Below are 16,078 nucleotides of genomic sequence, written 5' to 3' on the forward strand. Positions count from 1 at the left end.
CGTCTCCTCGTTCAGGCACGCACGCCGAGAGGCGCGGCCTGGCTGGTGGTGGTGTGGCCGGCATGGGCCGCCGCTTCGCCGGCGCGGCGGCCAGAGAACACGCAGTCGGCCAGCGACAGGCCGCTGATGTAGAGGTGCGAGGGGATGCCGATGGCGGTGCGTCCGGCGGCGTACAGGCCGGGGATGGCCTGGCCGTGGCCGTCGAGCACCGCGCCGTTGTCCTCGTCGACCTTGAGGCCGCCGAGGGTCAGCGCGCCGAGCGGGAACACCGGGTTGCCCACCGAGATGTCGCAGGCGTAGAACGGCCCCTGGTCGAGCACCTGGCGGCTGCTCTCCGACTTGCCGAAGGCGTCCGGCGCGGTTCCGCGGGCGGCGGCGTTGTAGGCGCGCAGCGACTCTTCGAGCAGCGCCGGCTGCATGCCGGTGACGCCCGCCAGCTCGCGCGCGGTGCGGCCCTTGCGCACCTTGAGGAGCATCAGCGCCAGCGCCGGCAGGCTCTGGAACCACCAGTAGCCGCCGAACAGCGCCTGCTTGATGGCCTGGCGGCGCAGACGGGCGTCGAGTACCAGCCAGGCCTTGCCGCCCTGCTCCTCGCACAGCGGGTAGCCGAGGGTGCCGCCGTAGACTTCCTCGTTGACGAAGCGCTGCCCGGCGGTGTTGACCACGATGCCCTTCGGCCAGCACAGCGGCGGGTTGATGAAGCGCCACGGCGAGACCTGCTGCAGGCGGTCGCTGGCCGCGCCGGCGGTCAGGCCCAGGCGCAGGCCGCTGCCGTCGCAGCCGGTGGCGCCGACCTTGAAGTTGCGCCGGTACTTGGGCGCGTGCTCGCCGAGCAGCGCCCGGTTGAAGATGAAGCCGCCGGTGCTGAGGATCACCCCCTGGCGCGCCTGCACCAGGCGCGGTCGGGCGTGCTGCTGTTCGAGGCGCGCCAGCTTGCGGCGCAGGCCGTCGCAGTAGGCCGGGGCGAAGTTCTGCAGGCGCTCGGCACGCGCCGCCAGCTTGGCGTGCTCCCTGGCCGCCGGACTACCGGGCGGCAGGCACCAGAGTTCGGCGCCGATCACCCGTCCCTTGGAATCCAGCACCAGGCGCCGCGCCGCAGACTGGGTCTGGGCACGCACGCCGGCGCGCAGGCAGGCTTCCTGCAGCCGTGCATAGAGCACCGCGCCGCACTGGCCCTTGCCGACGGTGCGATGACCGCGCGGCGCCGGCGGCAGCGCGCCGCCATGCGAGGGCACTAGCTCGTTGCCCGAGTAGTAGAGGAAGTAGCCGTCCGGCGGATAGGAGGTCTTGCCGCCCGGCGGCATGCTGTGTTCGTAGCGGGCGCCGTGGCCTTCCAGCCACTCCAGGTTGGCCACGCTGCTCTCGCAGAAGCGGCGCAGGGTGGCGTCGCCGATCACCCCCTGGGTCTCGTGCTTGAGGTAGTCGAACATCGCCTCGGGCGTGTCGGCGAAGCCGGCGTCGCGCTGCTGGCGGGTGCCGCCGCCGGCGTAGACCACCCCGCCGCTCTTGGCGCTGGCGCCGCCGCCGGTGAAGCGGTCGGCGACCAGCACGTCGGCGCCCTGGGCGCGGGCTTCCAGCGCCGCGCAGGCGCCGGCCGCGCCCCAGCCGATCACCAGCACGTCGCACTGCTCGGCCCACTGCACGCTGGCGGCGTCGGCCACCTGCAGCGGCAGCTGGATGTCGGTGCAGGTGGAAATCGGTTCGCTCTTCATCCCGGCCTCCTCAGACGTTGCTAGCAAGGTGCCGGGCGGCGATGTAGCCGAAGGTCATCGCCGGACCGAGGGTGCCGCCGGCGCCGGGATAGCTGGTGCCCATCACCGAGGCCGAGGTGTTGCCGATGGCGTACAGGCCGGGGATCGGCTGGCCGTTCTCGTGCAGCACCTGGGCGTTGGCGTTGGTCAGCAGGCCGCCCTTGGTGCCGATGTCGCCGGCGTCCAGACGCATGGCGTAGAACGGCCCCTTGGCGATCGGCGCCAGGCACGGGTTGGGCTTGACGTTGCTGTCGCCGTAGTAGCGGTCGAACACGTTGCCACCGCGGGCGAAGTCGCTGTCGACGCCGGTGCGGGCGAACTCGTTGACGCGCTTGACGGTGGCATCCAGGCCGGCAGGATCGACGCCGATCTGCCGGGCCAGTCCGTCGAGGCTGTCGGCTTTCCAGTACACGGTGTTCAGCCACTCCTTGCGCAGGCGGCTGTCGGGCGACACCTGGGCCGGCATCAGCGGGCCCATGGCGTAGTTGAAGCGGTAGTGGCCGTCGAAGATCACCCAGGCCGGAATGCTCTTGCCGTCCTTCTGGTGCTCGCGATACATGGCGTCGACGAACTCCAGGTACGGCGCCGCCTCGTTGACGAAGCGTTTGCCCAGCCCGTTGACCACGATGGCGCCGGGGAAGGCGCGTTCGGCGAAGATGCCGCGCGGCTTCTCCTCGCCCGGCACCTTGATGGTCGGCGCCCACCAGGCCCAGTCGAGCAGGTCGGTGGCGGCGCCGATGGCCTGCGCGGCCTCCAGCGCGGCGCCGGTGTTGTTACCCGGCGGGGTGGCGCTCCAGCCGACCTGAGTCGGCTGCGGCAGATACTTCTCGCGCAGCGCCTGGTTCTGCTCGAAGCCGCCGCTGGCGAAGATCACCCCGCGACGCGCCTGCAGGGTCATCTTCTGGCCGCCCTGCACCACCTCGATACCGGTCACCCGGCCGTTCTCCACCACCAGCTCGCGGAAGTCGGTGTTCAGCCACAGCGGCACGTTGCGGTCCATCAGCGAGCGGCGCAGCGCGGCGATCAACGAGGCGCCGAGGGCGGCGCGGCGGTCCATCTTGGTCTTGCGCCGCCACTTGAAGTCGAGCTTGTAGCGCAGCATCAGGCCGAGAATCATCAGCCGCCAGCCGAACTCGCGGGACATGGCCTTGTGCGCGTGGCGCGCGGTCCAGGCGATGCAGCCCATCAGCAGGGTGGTCGGCGACGGCTTGCGCATGTTGTCGTATTCGTCGCCGAGCAGGCTGGTGTCGAACAGCTCGGGGTCCAGGCTGCGCCCGCCGGGCAGCGAGCCGGGCAGGTGCTGGTAGTAGTCGGGGTACTTCTCGGCCACCGCGTAGCGCACACGGCTGCGGGTCTCGAAGTAGTGGATCATCCGCGGCGCGTACTCGAGGTAGGCGCGCAGGCGCTCCTCGTCGATCTTGCCGTCGGTGGAGGCCTTCAGGTAGGTCAGCGCCTTGTCGAAGCTGTCGTTGCCACCCTTCTCGGCGAAGTAGTGGTTGTTGGGAATCCAGATGCCACCGCCGGAGATCGCCGAGGTGCCGCCGTACTTGTCGCTCTTCTCGACGACCAGTACGGAAAGCCCCTGGTCGGCGGCAACTACCGCCGCTGCCATCGCACCTGCCCCCGAGCCGACGACGATCACGTCGTAGGCGGACTGTGGCTGAACCTGTGTTGTCATTGTTGTCGTGTCCTGTGCCGTGGTCGCTGGGGGGTCAGACGTAGGGATCGGGGTTGGGCAGGCCGAGCTGCACCGCGCCGTAGCTGCGTCCGTAGGCGGCGACGTTGTTGGAGATGTGCCCGCGCGCCTGGTGCAGGTCGCGGAAGGTGCGCGCCACCGGGTTGGTGTTGTACAGGCCGGAGGCGGCCATCGAGCGCAGCAGGTCGCTGACTCGCTCGGCGCACACGTTGGTGACCTGGGCGGACTGGTAGCGGTACAGCAGGCGGGTCTCGGTATCGGGGATCTCGCCCTTCTCGGCCAGCGCCAGCATGTGCGCGAAGTTGCGCTCGAGGACCAGCTTGAAGGCGTCGACGGTGGTGATCGCCTCGGCCACCGCGGTCTGCGCTACCGGGTCCTCGGCGGTCTTGGCGCCGTGCTTGCCGATGTGCTGCTTGGCGTTGTCGCTGAACTGGTTGATCGCACCCTGCAGGGCGCCGAGGCACGAGCTGGACACCGCGCGGGTGAACACCTGGGCGAAGGGCAGCGCGTAGATCGGGTTGGTGTTGACCTCGCGGCCCGGGGTGGCCGCCAGGCTGGCGTTGTTGGTGCGCTGCACGCGATGGGCGGGGACGAAGGCGTCCTCGATCACGATGTCGTGGCTGCCGGTGCCGCGCAGGCCGAGCACGTCCCAGTTCTTCTCGATGCGGTAGTCGCTGCGCGGCACCAGGAAGGTACCGTGCTCGGCCGGCTGGTCCTCGCCGGGCGGCAGGATGCCGCCGAGCAGGCCCCACTGGCAGTGCTCGCTGCCGCTGGAGAAGCCCCAGCGCCCGCTGATGCGGTAGCCGCCTTCCACCGGGGTGACCTTGGCCACCGGCATGTAGGTGGAGGAGATCAGCGTGCTGGTGTCCTCGCCCCACACGTCCTGCTGGGCCTCGACCGGATAGCGGGCCAGCTGCCAGGGGTGCACGCCCATCACGCCATAGATCCAGGCGGTGGACATGCAGCCTTCGGCGAGGGTCATCTGGATCTCGAAGAAGGTGCGCGGGTCGACCTCGTAGCCGTCCCACCGCTTCGGCTGCAGGGCGCGGAACAGGCCGGCCTCCTGCATCTCGCGGATGGTCTCGTCGGGCACCTTGCCCTCGCGGTCGGCCTGCTCGGCCCGCTCGCGCAGGGCAGGAACCAGGCGCCGGGCGCGAGCGATCAGCTCGATCTCTACCGCGGTTTTCTCTCGCATGACATGCATCGCCTACTCCTCCGTCAATCTCGGTGAGCGAATGTGCTCGTGAGACCGATGATCCGGCGCGGCCCGCCCGCGTTCATCGTCAAACCGGACTAGGCAGATACGTGCAGGCGGCGCAATGCAAAGGCCCGGCGCAGGGGCCGGGCCTTTGGGATGGCAGACAGGTGATCGTTGATCGTTCCCACGCTCCAGCGTGGGAACGATCAGGTCAGGGCATCAGGGCGTTACCTGCGCCTCCATGGCGGCAAGGAAGTGTTCGCCATAGGGCGGCAGCAGGCCCCACTCGCGGCGCGGGTCGTAGGCGCCGGCCTCGAACACGGTGCGCGCGTGGCTGAACTCGAGGAAGCCCTCGCGGCCATGGTAGTGGCCCATGCCGGAGGCGCCGATGCCGCCGAACGGGGCGTCCTGCATGGCGGCGTGCATCATCGCGTCGTTGATGGTCACCCCGCCGGACAGGGTGTGTTCGAGCACGTGCTGCTGCTCGGCGGGGTCGTTGCCGAAGTAGTACAGCGCCAGCGGCCGCGGCCGGGCATTGATGTCGGCGAGCACCGCGTCGATCTCGTCGTAGGGCAGCAGCACCATGGCCGGGCCGAAGATCTCCTCCTGCTGGATGCGGCAGGAAGCCGGCGGATCGACCACCACGCGCAGCGGCCGGCGACGGTCGGCGGCATCTGCTGGCAGCATTTCGGGCAACGACTCGATGCGCACGCCGGCGGCGATGGCGTCGTCGACCAGCCCCTCAACGCGCACCAGATGGCGCTCGTTGACCACCGCCACCACGTCCGGGTTGCCCTGCACCTGCGGGAACAGGCTGGCGTAGGCGCCTTTCAGCTCGGCGAGGAACGCCTCGAGCTGCTCGCGCGGCACGTAGACCAGGTCCGGGTTGACGCACAGCTGGCCGCCGTTGTTGGCCTTGGCGGCGGCGATGCGGAAGGCGGCGGTCGCCAGGTCGGCGCTACGCGCGACGATGGTCGGCGACTTGCCGCCCAGTTCGAGGGTCAGCGGCACCAGGTTGTCGGCGGCGCTGCGCATCACCAGCTTGCCGACGGCGGTGCTGCCGGTGAACACCAGGTGGTCGAACGGCTGCGCGCTCACCGCGGCGGCGACCTCCGGGCCGCCGCTCACCACGCCGACCACCAGCGGATCGAGCAGCTCGGCGCAGGCCGCGGCCAGCACCGCGGCGGTGCGCGGGGCGATCTCCGAGGGCTTGAGGATCGCCCGGTTGCCGGCGGCCAGCACGTAGGCCAGCGGGCTGAGCAGGGTGAACAGCGGCGCATTCCAGGTGCCGATGATGGCGACCGAGCCCTTGGGCTGGTACATCACCCGCGCCTTGGCGCCCAGCTGGTCGTAGGGCGCGAACGGCTGGCGTTCCTGCGGCTGCATCCACTCCTCGAGATGGTCGCGGGCGTGTTTGAGCGAGGCCAGCGAGCCGAGCACGTCGTTCATCAGCGAGAAGCCCTGCGGGCGATTGCCGAAGTCTTCGTCCATGGCCGCCACCAGCGGCTTGTGCCAGGCCACCAGCAGGTCGATCACCTGCTGGATGCGCCGGCGGCGCTCGGCCGCATCGACCGCACCCTGGGCGACGAAGGCGGACTTCTGCTCGGCCAGCAGCGTGGCCAGCGCCTCGACAGGCGAAATTGCGGAACTCATCGAACCTCCTGAAATTCGGCTGTGGCGACCGGTCGGCGCCCCAGCGGGATACTGGCGGCGGCCATCGTCCAAACGCCTCGTCCATTGAGACGATGTTGCCGCCGGTCACCGCTCGGATACTCGCCTCACCACTCCCCGTTCCAGCGAGGCAGAGCATGAACGCGCCGGCTACCTTCGACCCACAGGCCTTCCGCGCCGCCCTGGGCACCTTCACCACCGGGGTGACCATTATTACCACCCGCACCGCCGAGGGCGAACCGATCGGCATCACCGCCAACAGTTTCAACTCGGTATCCCTCAATCCGCCGCTGGTGCTGTGGAGCCTGGCCAAGAACGCCCGCAGCCTGCCGGCCTTCAGCAGCGAGCGGCACTGGAACGTGCACGTGCTGGCCGCCGAGCAGGAGGCGCTGTCCGGGCGCTTCGCCGCCCAGGGCAGCGACAAGTTCGCCGGCGTCGAGCTGGACGACGGCATCGGCCCGGCGCCACTGCTGCCCGACTGCACCGCGCGCTTCCAGTGCCGCACCGCCTTCCAGTACGAGGGCGGCGACCATGTGATCTTCGTCGGCGAGGTGCTCGCCTTCGACAGCAGCGGCCATGCGCCGCTGGTGTTCCAGAGCGGCCAGTACGCGCTGGCCGCGCGCAAGCCGAGAACCGAGCTGCGCCTGGCCGCCCCGCCGCCGCCGGAGTGCAGCTATACCGAGGACCTGCTCGGCTACCTGCTCGGCCGCGCCCACTACCAGATGCTCGATACCCTGCGCCGCCTGCTGGCCGGCCAGCAGCTCGACGAGCAGCAGTTCTTCATCCTGTCGATCCTGTGCATCCGCGACCACCTGACCCTCGACGAGATCAATGCCTTCGTCGGCTATACCGGCCTCAAGGTCAGCGCCGAGACGCTGCAGGCCCTGCAGCAACAGGACCTGATCGCCTGCGAGCAGGACGCTGCCGGCACCGAACGCTATGTGATGACCGCCCTCGGCCGCGAGGCGTCGCTGCACCAGATCGCCCTGGCCAAGGCCGTCGAGGCCGAGGTCGCCGACAAGCTGGACGCCGGTGACGTGATGGCGCTCAAGGTGCTGCTCAAGCGTCTGGTGGCCGCCACCGATCCCGGCCTGCCCGACCTGTGGGCGGCGCGCTGAGGCTCCTGTAGGGGCGAATTCATTCGCCTTGCATGGCCGCGTTGGCGAATAAATTCGCCCCTACAGGTTCGTCCCGGACCGACAACAACGACAAGGAGATACGCCATGAACATCCTGCAGCGCTTCACCCTCGACGGCAGCGTCGCCGTGATCACCGGCGCCGGTCGCGGCATCGGCCGTGCCATCGCCCTGACCTACGCCGAAGCCGGCGCCGACGTGGTCTGCGCGGCGCGCACCCTGGCCGACGTCGAGGCCGTGGCCGCAGAGATCCGCGCCCTCGGCCGGCGCGCCATCGCCGTGTCCTGCGACGTCACCGACGCCGCCCAGCGCGAGGCCCTGGTCGCCGCCGCCCTGGAGCAGTTCGGGCGCATCACCCACCTGGTCAACAACGCCGGCGGCGCCGGTCCCAACGACCCGCTCACGCTGACCCCGGAGCGCCTGGACGAGATCCTGCGCTTCAACGTCACCTCGGCCTACCACCTCACCCAGCTGTGCGTGCCGCACATGCGCGAGGCCGGCGGCGGCAACGTCATCAACATCACCTCCGGCGCGGCGCGCTACGCCCAGCGCCAGTTCAGCGCCTACGGCACCGCCAAGGCGGCGCTGACCCAGCTGACCCGCCTGCTCGCCCAGGACTTCGCCCCGCAGGTGCGGGTCAACGGCATCGCCCCCGGGCCGATCCTCACCGACGCCCTGCAGCGGGTGATGCCCGCCGAGATGCGTGCCGCGATGGAGACCGGCACGCCGCTGGGCAGCCTCGGCGAGGTCGAGGACATCGCCTGCGCCGCGCTGTATCTGGCCAGCCCGGCGTCGCGCTGGGTGACCGGCAAGATCCTCGAGGTCGACGGCGGCGCCGAGAACAGCGTCTGGCCGGGCTGAGAGCCCCAGACCCGAATCCCACGGCAATCGCATGACTGATGTAGGGGCGAATTCATTCGCCCAGATGCCCCGGCAAGGCGAATGAATTCGCCCCTACAGGAAAGGCAATCGCATGAACGAATCCCTGATCGACACCCTGGGCGACGAGCTATTCGCCGCCCTGCGCGACCGGCGCACCCTGGCGCCGCTGACCGAGCGCCATCCCGACATCACCCTGGGCGACGCCTACCGCATCTCCCTGCGCTTCCTCGCCCAGCGCGAGCAGCAGGGCGAGCGGGTGATCGGCAAGAAGATCGGCGTCACCAGCAAGGCCGTGCAGGACATGCTCAACGTCCACCAGCCGGACTTCGGCTTCCTCACCGACCGCATGCAGGTGGCCGACGGCGCTGACGTCAGCCTCATCGAGCACCGCCTGATCCAGCCGCGCGCCGAGGGCGAGATCGCCTTCATCCTCGCCGAGGACCTGGTCGGCCCCGGCATCACCGCCGAGGACGTGCTGGCCGCCAGCGCCTGGGTGGTGCCCTGCTTCGAGATCGTCGACTCGCGCATCCACGACTGGAAGATCCGCATCCAGGACACCGTGGCCGACAACGCCTCCTGCGGCGTATTCGCCCTGGGCGAGCAGCGCATCGATCCGCGCACGCTGGATCTGGCCGCCGTGCGCCTGGAGATGAGCAAGAACGGCGCGCCTGCCGGCAGCGGCCTGGGCAGCGCGGTGCAGGGCCATCCCTGCGCAGCGGTGGCCTGGCTGGCCAACACCCTGGGCGAACTGGGCATCCCGTTCCGCAAGGGCGAGGTGATCCTCTCCGGCGCCCTCGCCCCGCTGGTGCCGGTGACCGCCGGCGACAGCATCCACCTCTCCCTCAGCGGCCTGGGCGAAGCCTCGCTGCGCTTCGTGCCCTGACGCCCCCTTTTTCGAGAGCGAATCCATGACCAAGAAGATCAGATGTGCCCTGATCGGGCCGGGCAATATCGGCACCGACCTGCTCTACAAGCTCAAGCGCAGCCCGGTGCTGGAGCCGGTGTGGATGGTCGGTATCGACGCCACCTCCGAGGGCCTGGCCCGCGCCCGCGAGCTGGGCCTGAAGACCACCAGCGACGGCGTCGACGGCCTGTTGCCGCACGTATTGGAAGACAACATCCAGATCGCCTTCGACGCCACCAGCGCCTACGTGCACGCCGAGAACAGCCGCAAGCTCAACGAGCTGGGCGTGCTGATGATCGACCTGACCCCGGCCGCCATCGGCCCCTACTGCGTGCCGCCGGTCAACCTCAAGCACAACCTCAAGGCCGGGGCGATGAACGTCAACATGGTCACCTGCGGCGGCCAGGCCACCATCCCGCTGGTCGCCGCGGTGTCCAGCGTGCAGCCGGTGGAGTACGCCGAGATCGTCGCCACCGCCGCCTCCAAGTCGGTCGGCCCGGGCACCCGCAAGAACATCGACGAGTTCACCCGCACCACCGCCGGCGCCATCGAGAAGGTCGGCGGCGCCAAGCAGGGCAAGGCGATCATCGTCATCAACCCGGCCGAGCCGCCGCTGATCATGCGCGACACCGTGCACTGCCTGACCGAGTCCGCGCCGGACCAGGCGGCGATCACCGCCGCCATCCTGGCGATGATCGAGCAGGTGCAGCAGTACGTGCCCGGCTACAAGCTGGTCAACGGCCCGGTGTTCGACGGCAACCGCGTGTCGATCTTCATGGAGGTGGAGGGCCTGGGCGACTACCTGCCCAAGTACGCCGGCAACCTCGACATCATGACCGCCGCCGCCGCACGCACCGCCGAGATGTTCGCCGAGGAAATCCTCAGCGGCGAACTGACCCTCGCCCCGCAACCCGCCCTCGCCTAAGGAGCCGACCATGGATCTTCGCGGCAAGAAAATCACCGTCCACGACATGTGCCTGCGCGACGGCATGCACCCCAAGCGCCACCAGATCAGCCTGCAGCAGATGAAGGACATCGCCAGCGGCCTGGACGCCGCCGGCGTGCCGCTGATCGAGGTCACCCACGGCGACGGCCTCGGCGGGCGCTCGGTGAACTACGGCTTCCCGGCGCACAGCGACGAGGAATACCTGTCGGCGGTGATCCCGCTGATGAAGCAGGCCAAGGTCTCCGCGCTGCTGCTGCCGGGCATCGGCACCGTCGACCACCTGCGCATGGCCCACGAGCTGGGCGTGTCCACCATCCGCGTGGCCACCCACTGCACCGAGGCCGACGTCTCCGAGCAGCACATCAGCATCGCCCGCCAGCTCGGCATGGACACCGTCGGCTTCCTGATGATGGCGCACATGAACAGCCCGGAAGGCCTGGCCAAGCAGGGCAAGCTGATGGAGAGCTTCGGCGCCAACTGCGTGTACATCACCGACTCGGCCGGCTACATGCTGCCCGACGACGTGGCCGCGCGGATCGCCGCGCTGCGCGAAGTACTCGATCCGGCCACCGAAATCGGCTTCCACGGCCACCACAACCTGTCGATGGGCGTGTCCAACTCCATCGCCGCCATCGGCGCCGGCGCCACCCGCATCGACGCCGCCTGCGCGGGCCTCGGTGCCGGGGCCGGCAACACGCCGATGGAAATCCTCGTCGCGGTGTGCGACCGCATGGGCATCGAGACCGGGGTCAGCGTGTTCGGCATCCAGGACGTCGCCGAGGACCTGGTGGTGCCGATCATGGACTTCCCGATCCGCAGCGACCGCGACGCCCTGACCATGGGCTACGCCGGGGTGTACGGCTCGTTCCTGCTGTTCGCCAAGCGCGCCGAGAAGAAGTACGGCGTGTCGGCCCGCGAGATCCTCGTCGAGATGGGCCGCCGCGGCATGGTCGGCGGCCAGGAGGACATGATCGAGGACACCGCGATGACCATGGCCCGCCAGCGCGGCCTGGCAGTCTGACGGCCCGCGCAGGGTGCGCATCGCGCACCCTGCGGATGGATTTCGGCGCCGCAGTCATCAATCTCCGGGCCATGCGGCCCGGCAGCGAAGGAGCCTGCGATGGCCCGTGCAACGACTTCTCCCAGCCTGTGGCGCAGCCACGGTCTGCTGTTCCTGCTGGCCCTGATGTACGCCGACACCTTCGTCGGCCGCCAGGTGCTGGCGGTGATGATCGAACCGATCAAGCAGGAGTTCGGCGCCAGCGACAGCGCCATGGGGCTGATCTCGGGCCTCGCCTTCGCCGCGGTCTACGCGGTGCTCGGCCTGCCGGCCGGGCGCCTGGCCGACCGCTTGCCGCGCGCCCGCCTGCTCGCCGGTGCCTGCCTGCTCTGGGCCTTGGCGACCATGCTCTGCGGCCTGGCCGGCAGCTTCGTGGTGCTGGTGCTGGCGCGCATGGCGGTGGCCGTGGCCGAGTCGCCGGCGACGCCGACCTCGCTGTCGCTGATCGCCGACCTCTACCCGCCACACCGCCGCTCGTTCGCCATCAGCTGCTTCACCGCGGCGCCGACCTTCTCGGCGATCATCGGCCTGAGCGTCGGTGCCTGGCTGGTGGAAACCCACGGCTGGCGCAGTGCCTTCCTGCTCATCGGCCTGCCGGGCCTGCTGATCGCGGCTCTGCTGGCCACCACCGTGCACGAGCCGCAGCGCGGTCGCTGGGAGCTGAGCCATACACCGACCGCCCCGCAGGGCATGCTGCGCAGCGCGCTCGACCTCTGGCGGGAACCAGCGCTGCGCTGCCTGCTGCTCGCTAGCGGTCTCACCACCCTCAGCGGCTACGCCTTCGCCATGTGGAACGCCAGCTTCCTGGTGCGCTCCCACGACCTTTCGCTGCAGCACGCCGGCCTGCTCGCCGGCCTGGTCGCCGGCGGCGCCGCCGGCATCGGCACCCTGTTCAGCGGCTGGCTGACCGACCGCCTGGCGCAACACAATCGCCACTGGCTGATCGGCATTCCGCTGCTGGGCAACCTGATCGGCGGCCTGGCGATTGCCGCCTACCTGCTCTGGCCGACGGCCACCCTGGCCCAGCTCGGCAGCGTGGCGGTACCCACGGCGATGCTCTGGTGCGCCGTTTCCAGCTTCTTCTCGGTGTGGTGGGTCGCGCCTTCCTTCACCCTGGTCACCCACCTGGTCGCCCCCGACCGGCGCGGCACCGCCATGGCCATGCAGACCATCCTCTCCACCCTCCTCGGCGTCGGCCTCGGCCCTCTGGCCACCGGCATCTTCAGCGACCTCTTGCTGCCGGCCTTCGGTGTCGAGTCGCTGCGCTACGCCATGCTGGCGATCAGTGCGACCGTGCTCCTGCCGATCCTTCTGTTGTGGCGGGTCTACGGGCTTACGGCGAGGGAGGACGCGGCGCTGGCCTGTCGGGCGCTCTGAATCGACGTCCCCGTGGCTACGCGCCCCTGCGCCTGGAGCGAGCCATGCAACTGAGATCGCGCAACCAGAACGGCAAATGCCCGCTGCTGGCGACAAGGCCCGCTCACCGCGGCAACGAAGCACCTTCACGCATGAGCGAATCCGGTGTTCGACAAGGCTGACAAACCAATCTGGTTTTTTGATAAAAAAAAGCGGCAACTCTTTCGAGTATGCCGCGAATGACGCTCCATATATTTTCCGCAGTGCAACCGAAATTCAAAATCCGCCAAACACGTTATCCAGTCCAATTCGCGACAGAATCAAGCTCATCAAATCATCCTGCGAACGCTTTTCCGCATACGGATCATGAATACACGAAAACGCAAAAATTCCGAGCATGACAGAAAATAACACCACCACCAATATCTTGTGTTTTTCCAATTTCACAATATTCACTCCAGCTGCCTCAAGCCGACAAGGAATGACTCGCTCGCACATGGATTCTACACACCAAGAACACACCAACATCGTCTATTCGGACTACAAGAGCCACGCTGAATACGCACACAATATATTGCACCGCGCATATCCAGAAACCTACCCTAGGCGTTTTCAGGGTATGTTCATCAGGCCGGCATGGGGCTGAACAATTCAAGGCATAGCTCGTCAAGGCATGGCTCGCCATGCAAGCAGAAACGACCAACCAGACGCATACCCCACACCCCGATCGATCCTTGACCAAGGTGTGCTGCTACAAACGCAAAAACACAATAAAAACAGGAGGTTACCCCATGTTCAATCGCATACTCTCGCTGCTATTCCTATTGGCATTCGCCATCCCTGCATGGGCCGACCCGGCTGTCGCCCATCGTCTGCACGAGATCCGCACCCATGGATTTCTGCTCTGTTCCAATCTGCTGGTCTATTTCAACAATCACGACCCTGCCGCCACTTTCGACCCCGAAGCAAAGCAAGCCTACCAGCAGAATCTCACGCATCTGCAAGGGATGGTGGATGGCCTCCCTGACAACACGGCGATTGCCAGTTCGCTAAATAAGATCAAGTCTGCAATCGACCATCTCGAGCAACAACCCAAAGATGCTTACGAGCAATATTCGCGCCTGATAAACCCAATTCTTCGCGAGCATGGAGAGCTCGACAAGGCTGTCGAAGCGGCCTACAAAACGGCCCGTTCGGAAGAACCGACGACCGACAACCTCCACCAGCAAAGCCTTGACACGAGCCGCATGCTGCTGCTCTACGAGACTCAGGCATTCATTGGCCTCGGCATATTCTCCATTGAGTTCCACGAAGATACATTCCAGGAAATCGACCAGCGCATCAGCTCCCGTCACGCGACGCTGATCGAGCTGCTGCCACACTTCAGGAGTGATCTTGAAAAGATACACACCGACTACAACTTCATCCGCCCTCGCCTGCTCGCCCCTGGCCAGAGGATTGTTTCGCGCAGCGCCGCAATCTATCTGGGAAGAGGAGTGACTCGCCTGAACAACCTGGCGCAGACAAGCATCATTTCCGCCCGGCAATAAATCATCGGGAATCGACGCCGCAATCATGCGGCGTCAGCTTAAATTCCGTCAAAAGACAGGGCGCAAGCAGAACGCCTCGGCCCAGGCGAAGAACCAATCGCAGCCTGAGTTAACGTCGGGGATATTCAGACGATGGCCTGCGACAGGTTGGGAACTGCCTCAAAGAGGTCGGCAACCAGGCCGTAGTCGGCGACCTGGAAGATCGGCGCTTCCTCGTCCTTGTTGATCGCCACGATGACCTTGGAGTCCTTCATGCCGGCCAAGTGCTGGATGGCGCCGGAGATGCCGACGGCGACGTACAGCTCAGGGGCGACGATCTTGCCGGTCTGGCCGACCTGCATGTCGTTGGGCACGAAGCCGGCATCGACAGCGGCACGCGAAGCACCGACGGCGGCGCCGAGCTGGTCGGCCACGCCATAGAGCAGCTGGAAGTTGTCGCCGTTCTGCATGCCGCGACCACCGGAGACGATGATCTTCGCCGCAGTCAGCTCCGGACGCTCGGACTTGGCGATTTCCTCGCCGACGAAGCGGGAGATGCCGGCGTCGCAGACGCTGGCGATGGCCTCGATGCTGGCGCTGCCGCCCTCGGCCGCCACGGCGTCGAAGCCGGTGCCGCGCACGCTGATCACTTTCACGGCTGCCGAGGACTGCACGGTGGCGATGGCGTTGCCGGCGTAGATCGGCCGCTGGAAGGTGTCGGCGTCGATCACCTTGACGATCTCGGAGATCTGGTCGACGTCGAGCAGCGCAGCGACGCGCGGCAGGACGTTCTTGCCGTTGCTGGTGGCGGCGGCCAGTACGTGGCTGTACTCCTTGCCGCCCTGCTCTTGAACAAGTTGCGCAATCAGCGGGGCGAGGTTCTCCGGCAGCTGGTGGGCGTAGGCGGAGTGGTCGGCGACCAGCACCTTGGCCACCCCGGCGACCTGGGCAGCCGCCTCGGCGACGGCGGCGCAACCGCTGCCGGCGACCAGCAGGTGGATGTCGCCACCGATGGCCCGGGCAGCGATCTGCTGGGCCGCTGCCACGGTATTGAGGGTCGCCGCAGCCAGCGCGGCGTTGTCGTGTTCGGCAATGACGAGAATGGCCATCAGATCACCTTCGCTTCGTTCTTCAGTTTCTCGACCAGTTCGGCCACCGACTTGACCTTGATGCCGGCGCTGCGCGCGGCCGGGGCCTCGACCTTGAGGGTCTTCAGCGGCGAGGCGGTGGACACGCCGAGGGCGTCCGGCGTCAGCACCTCGAGCGGCTTTTTCTTGGCCTTCATGATGTTGGGCAAGGAGGCGTAGCGCGGCTCGTTGAGGCGCAGGTCAGTGGTAACGACGGCCGGCAGCTTGAGGGAAACGGTCTGCAGACCGCCGTCGATCTCGCGGGTGACGTTGAGCTGGTCGCCGGCGACCTCGACCTTGGAGGCAAAGGTACCCTGGGCGAAGCCGGTCAGCGCGCCGAGCATCTGGCCAGTCTGGTTGTTGTCGCTGTCGATGGCCTGCTTGCCGAGGATGACCAGCTGCGGCTGCTCCTTGTCGACCACGGCCTTGAGCAGCTTGGCCACGGCCAGCGAGCCCAGCTCGGCGTCGGCCTCGACCAGCACGGCGCGATCGGCGCCGAGGGCCAGGGCAGTACGCAGCTGTTCCTGGGCAGCGCCCGGACCGACCGAGACCACCACCACCTCGCTGGCAATACCCTGCTCCTTGAGGCGCACCGCTTCTTCCACGGCGATCTCGCAGAACGGGTTCATCGCCATCTTCACGTTGGCCAGATCGACGCCGGAGTGGTCCGCCTTGACGCGGACCTTGACGTTGTAGTCCAGCACCCGCTTCACGGTCACCAGAATCTTCATCACCACCTCGCTCATTGCTGTCATGCCCGGATGGGCTTGCTTGTTGCACGGATTATCGACAGCCGCGACCACCCTTGAGGAGGCAAGGAGA

14 protein-coding genes are annotated in these 16,078 nt (G+C 67.7%); 7 read left to right on the plus strand and 7 right to left on the minus strand.

The window, feature by feature from the left end; translation table 11 throughout:
* Positions 1–11: 11 nt before the first annotated feature.
* The 4 genes from BM297_RS04850 to BM297_RS04865 form a co-directional block, all read right to left on the minus strand.
* Positions 12–1,712, minus strand: coding sequence for an FAD-binding protein (locus tag BM297_RS04850; RefSeq protein ID WP_092428864.1), 1,701 nt, complete (start codon positions 1,710–1,712; stop codon positions 12–14).
* Positions 1,713–1,722: 10 nt separating this feature from the next.
* Complete coding sequence (locus BM297_RS04855; protein ID WP_092428866.1) at positions 1,723–3,429, minus strand: FAD-binding protein; 1,707 nt, start codon at positions 3,427–3,429, stop codon at positions 1,723–1,725.
* A 34-nt stretch (positions 3,430–3,463) separates the two neighbouring features.
* Positions 3,464–4,651, minus strand: a complete 1,188-nt coding sequence (locus tag BM297_RS04860; protein ID WP_092428868.1) for an acyl-CoA dehydrogenase family protein — start codon at positions 4,649–4,651, stop codon at positions 3,464–3,466.
* A 213-nt stretch (positions 4,652–4,864) separates the two neighbouring features.
* Positions 4,865–6,298, minus strand: a complete 1,434-nt coding sequence (locus BM297_RS04865; protein WP_092428870.1) for an aldehyde dehydrogenase family protein — start codon at positions 6,296–6,298, stop codon at positions 4,865–4,867.
* A gap of 155 nt (positions 6,299–6,453) precedes the next feature.
* Between BM297_RS04865 and BM297_RS04870 the strand changes: the two genes are divergently transcribed.
* The 6 genes from BM297_RS04870 to BM297_RS04895 all read left to right on the plus strand — a co-directional run bounded on the left by BM297_RS04870 (position 6,454) and on the right by BM297_RS04895 (position 12,621).
* Positions 6,454–7,434 (plus strand): flavin reductase family protein, encoded by a 981-nt coding sequence (locus BM297_RS04870; protein WP_092428872.1) that lies wholly within the window; start codon positions 6,454–6,456, stop codon positions 7,432–7,434.
* Positions 7,435–7,539: 105 nt separating this feature from the next.
* On the plus strand, positions 7,540–8,313 hold the full coding sequence (locus BM297_RS04875; RefSeq protein ID WP_092428874.1) for a glucose 1-dehydrogenase: 774 nt from the start codon (positions 7,540–7,542) through the stop codon (positions 8,311–8,313).
* Positions 8,314–8,425: 112 nt separating this feature from the next.
* On the plus strand, positions 8,426–9,217 hold the full coding sequence (locus tag BM297_RS04880) for a fumarylacetoacetate hydrolase family protein (RefSeq protein ID WP_092428876.1): 792 nt from the start codon (positions 8,426–8,428) through the stop codon (positions 9,215–9,217).
* 25 nt (positions 9,218–9,242) lie between these two features.
* Positions 9,243–10,163 (plus strand): acetaldehyde dehydrogenase (acetylating), encoded by a 921-nt coding sequence (locus tag BM297_RS04885; protein WP_092428878.1) that lies wholly within the window; start codon positions 9,243–9,245, stop codon positions 10,161–10,163.
* A gap of 10 nt (positions 10,164–10,173) precedes the next feature.
* A complete protein-coding gene (gene dmpG, locus BM297_RS04890; RefSeq protein ID WP_092428880.1) occupies positions 10,174–11,205 on the plus strand; it encodes a 4-hydroxy-2-oxovalerate aldolase in 1,032 nt (343 codons plus the stop codon).
* 99 nt (positions 11,206–11,304) lie between these two features.
* Entirely contained in the window at positions 11,305–12,621 is a 1,317-nt protein-coding gene (locus BM297_RS04895; RefSeq protein ID WP_092428882.1) for an MFS transporter, read from the plus strand.
* 255 nt (positions 12,622–12,876) lie between these two features.
* Here BM297_RS04895 and BM297_RS21780 read toward each other — a convergent pair whose 3' ends face one another.
* A complete protein-coding gene (locus BM297_RS21780; protein ID WP_175526604.1) occupies positions 12,877–13,047 on the minus strand; it encodes a hypothetical protein in 171 nt (56 codons plus the stop codon).
* A gap of 344 nt (positions 13,048–13,391) precedes the next feature.
* Between BM297_RS21780 and BM297_RS04900 the strand changes: the two genes are divergently transcribed.
* Entirely contained in the window at positions 13,392–14,150 is a 759-nt protein-coding gene (locus BM297_RS04900) for a hypothetical protein (protein ID WP_092428884.1), read from the plus strand.
* A gap of 125 nt (positions 14,151–14,275) precedes the next feature.
* Here the strand turns inward: BM297_RS04900 and BM297_RS04905 are convergent, their stop codons facing one another.
* Positions 14,276–15,238: an FAD-binding protein gene (locus BM297_RS04905; RefSeq protein ID WP_092428886.1), complete on the minus strand. Its 963-nt coding sequence runs from the start codon at positions 15,236–15,238 to the stop codon at positions 14,276–14,278.
* Positions 15,238–15,987 (minus strand): electron transfer flavoprotein subunit beta/FixA family protein, encoded by a 750-nt coding sequence (locus BM297_RS04910; RefSeq protein ID WP_092429288.1) that lies wholly within the window; start codon positions 15,985–15,987, stop codon positions 15,238–15,240. Before BM297_RS04910 ends, BM297_RS04905 begins: the two co-directional genes overlap by 1 nt.
* Positions 15,988–16,078 lie beyond the last annotated feature (91 nt).

The sequence above is a fragment of the Geopseudomonas sagittaria genome, from assembly GCF_900115715.1.
Classification (GTDB): Bacteria; Pseudomonadota; Gammaproteobacteria; order Pseudomonadales; family Pseudomonadaceae; genus Geopseudomonas; species Geopseudomonas sagittaria.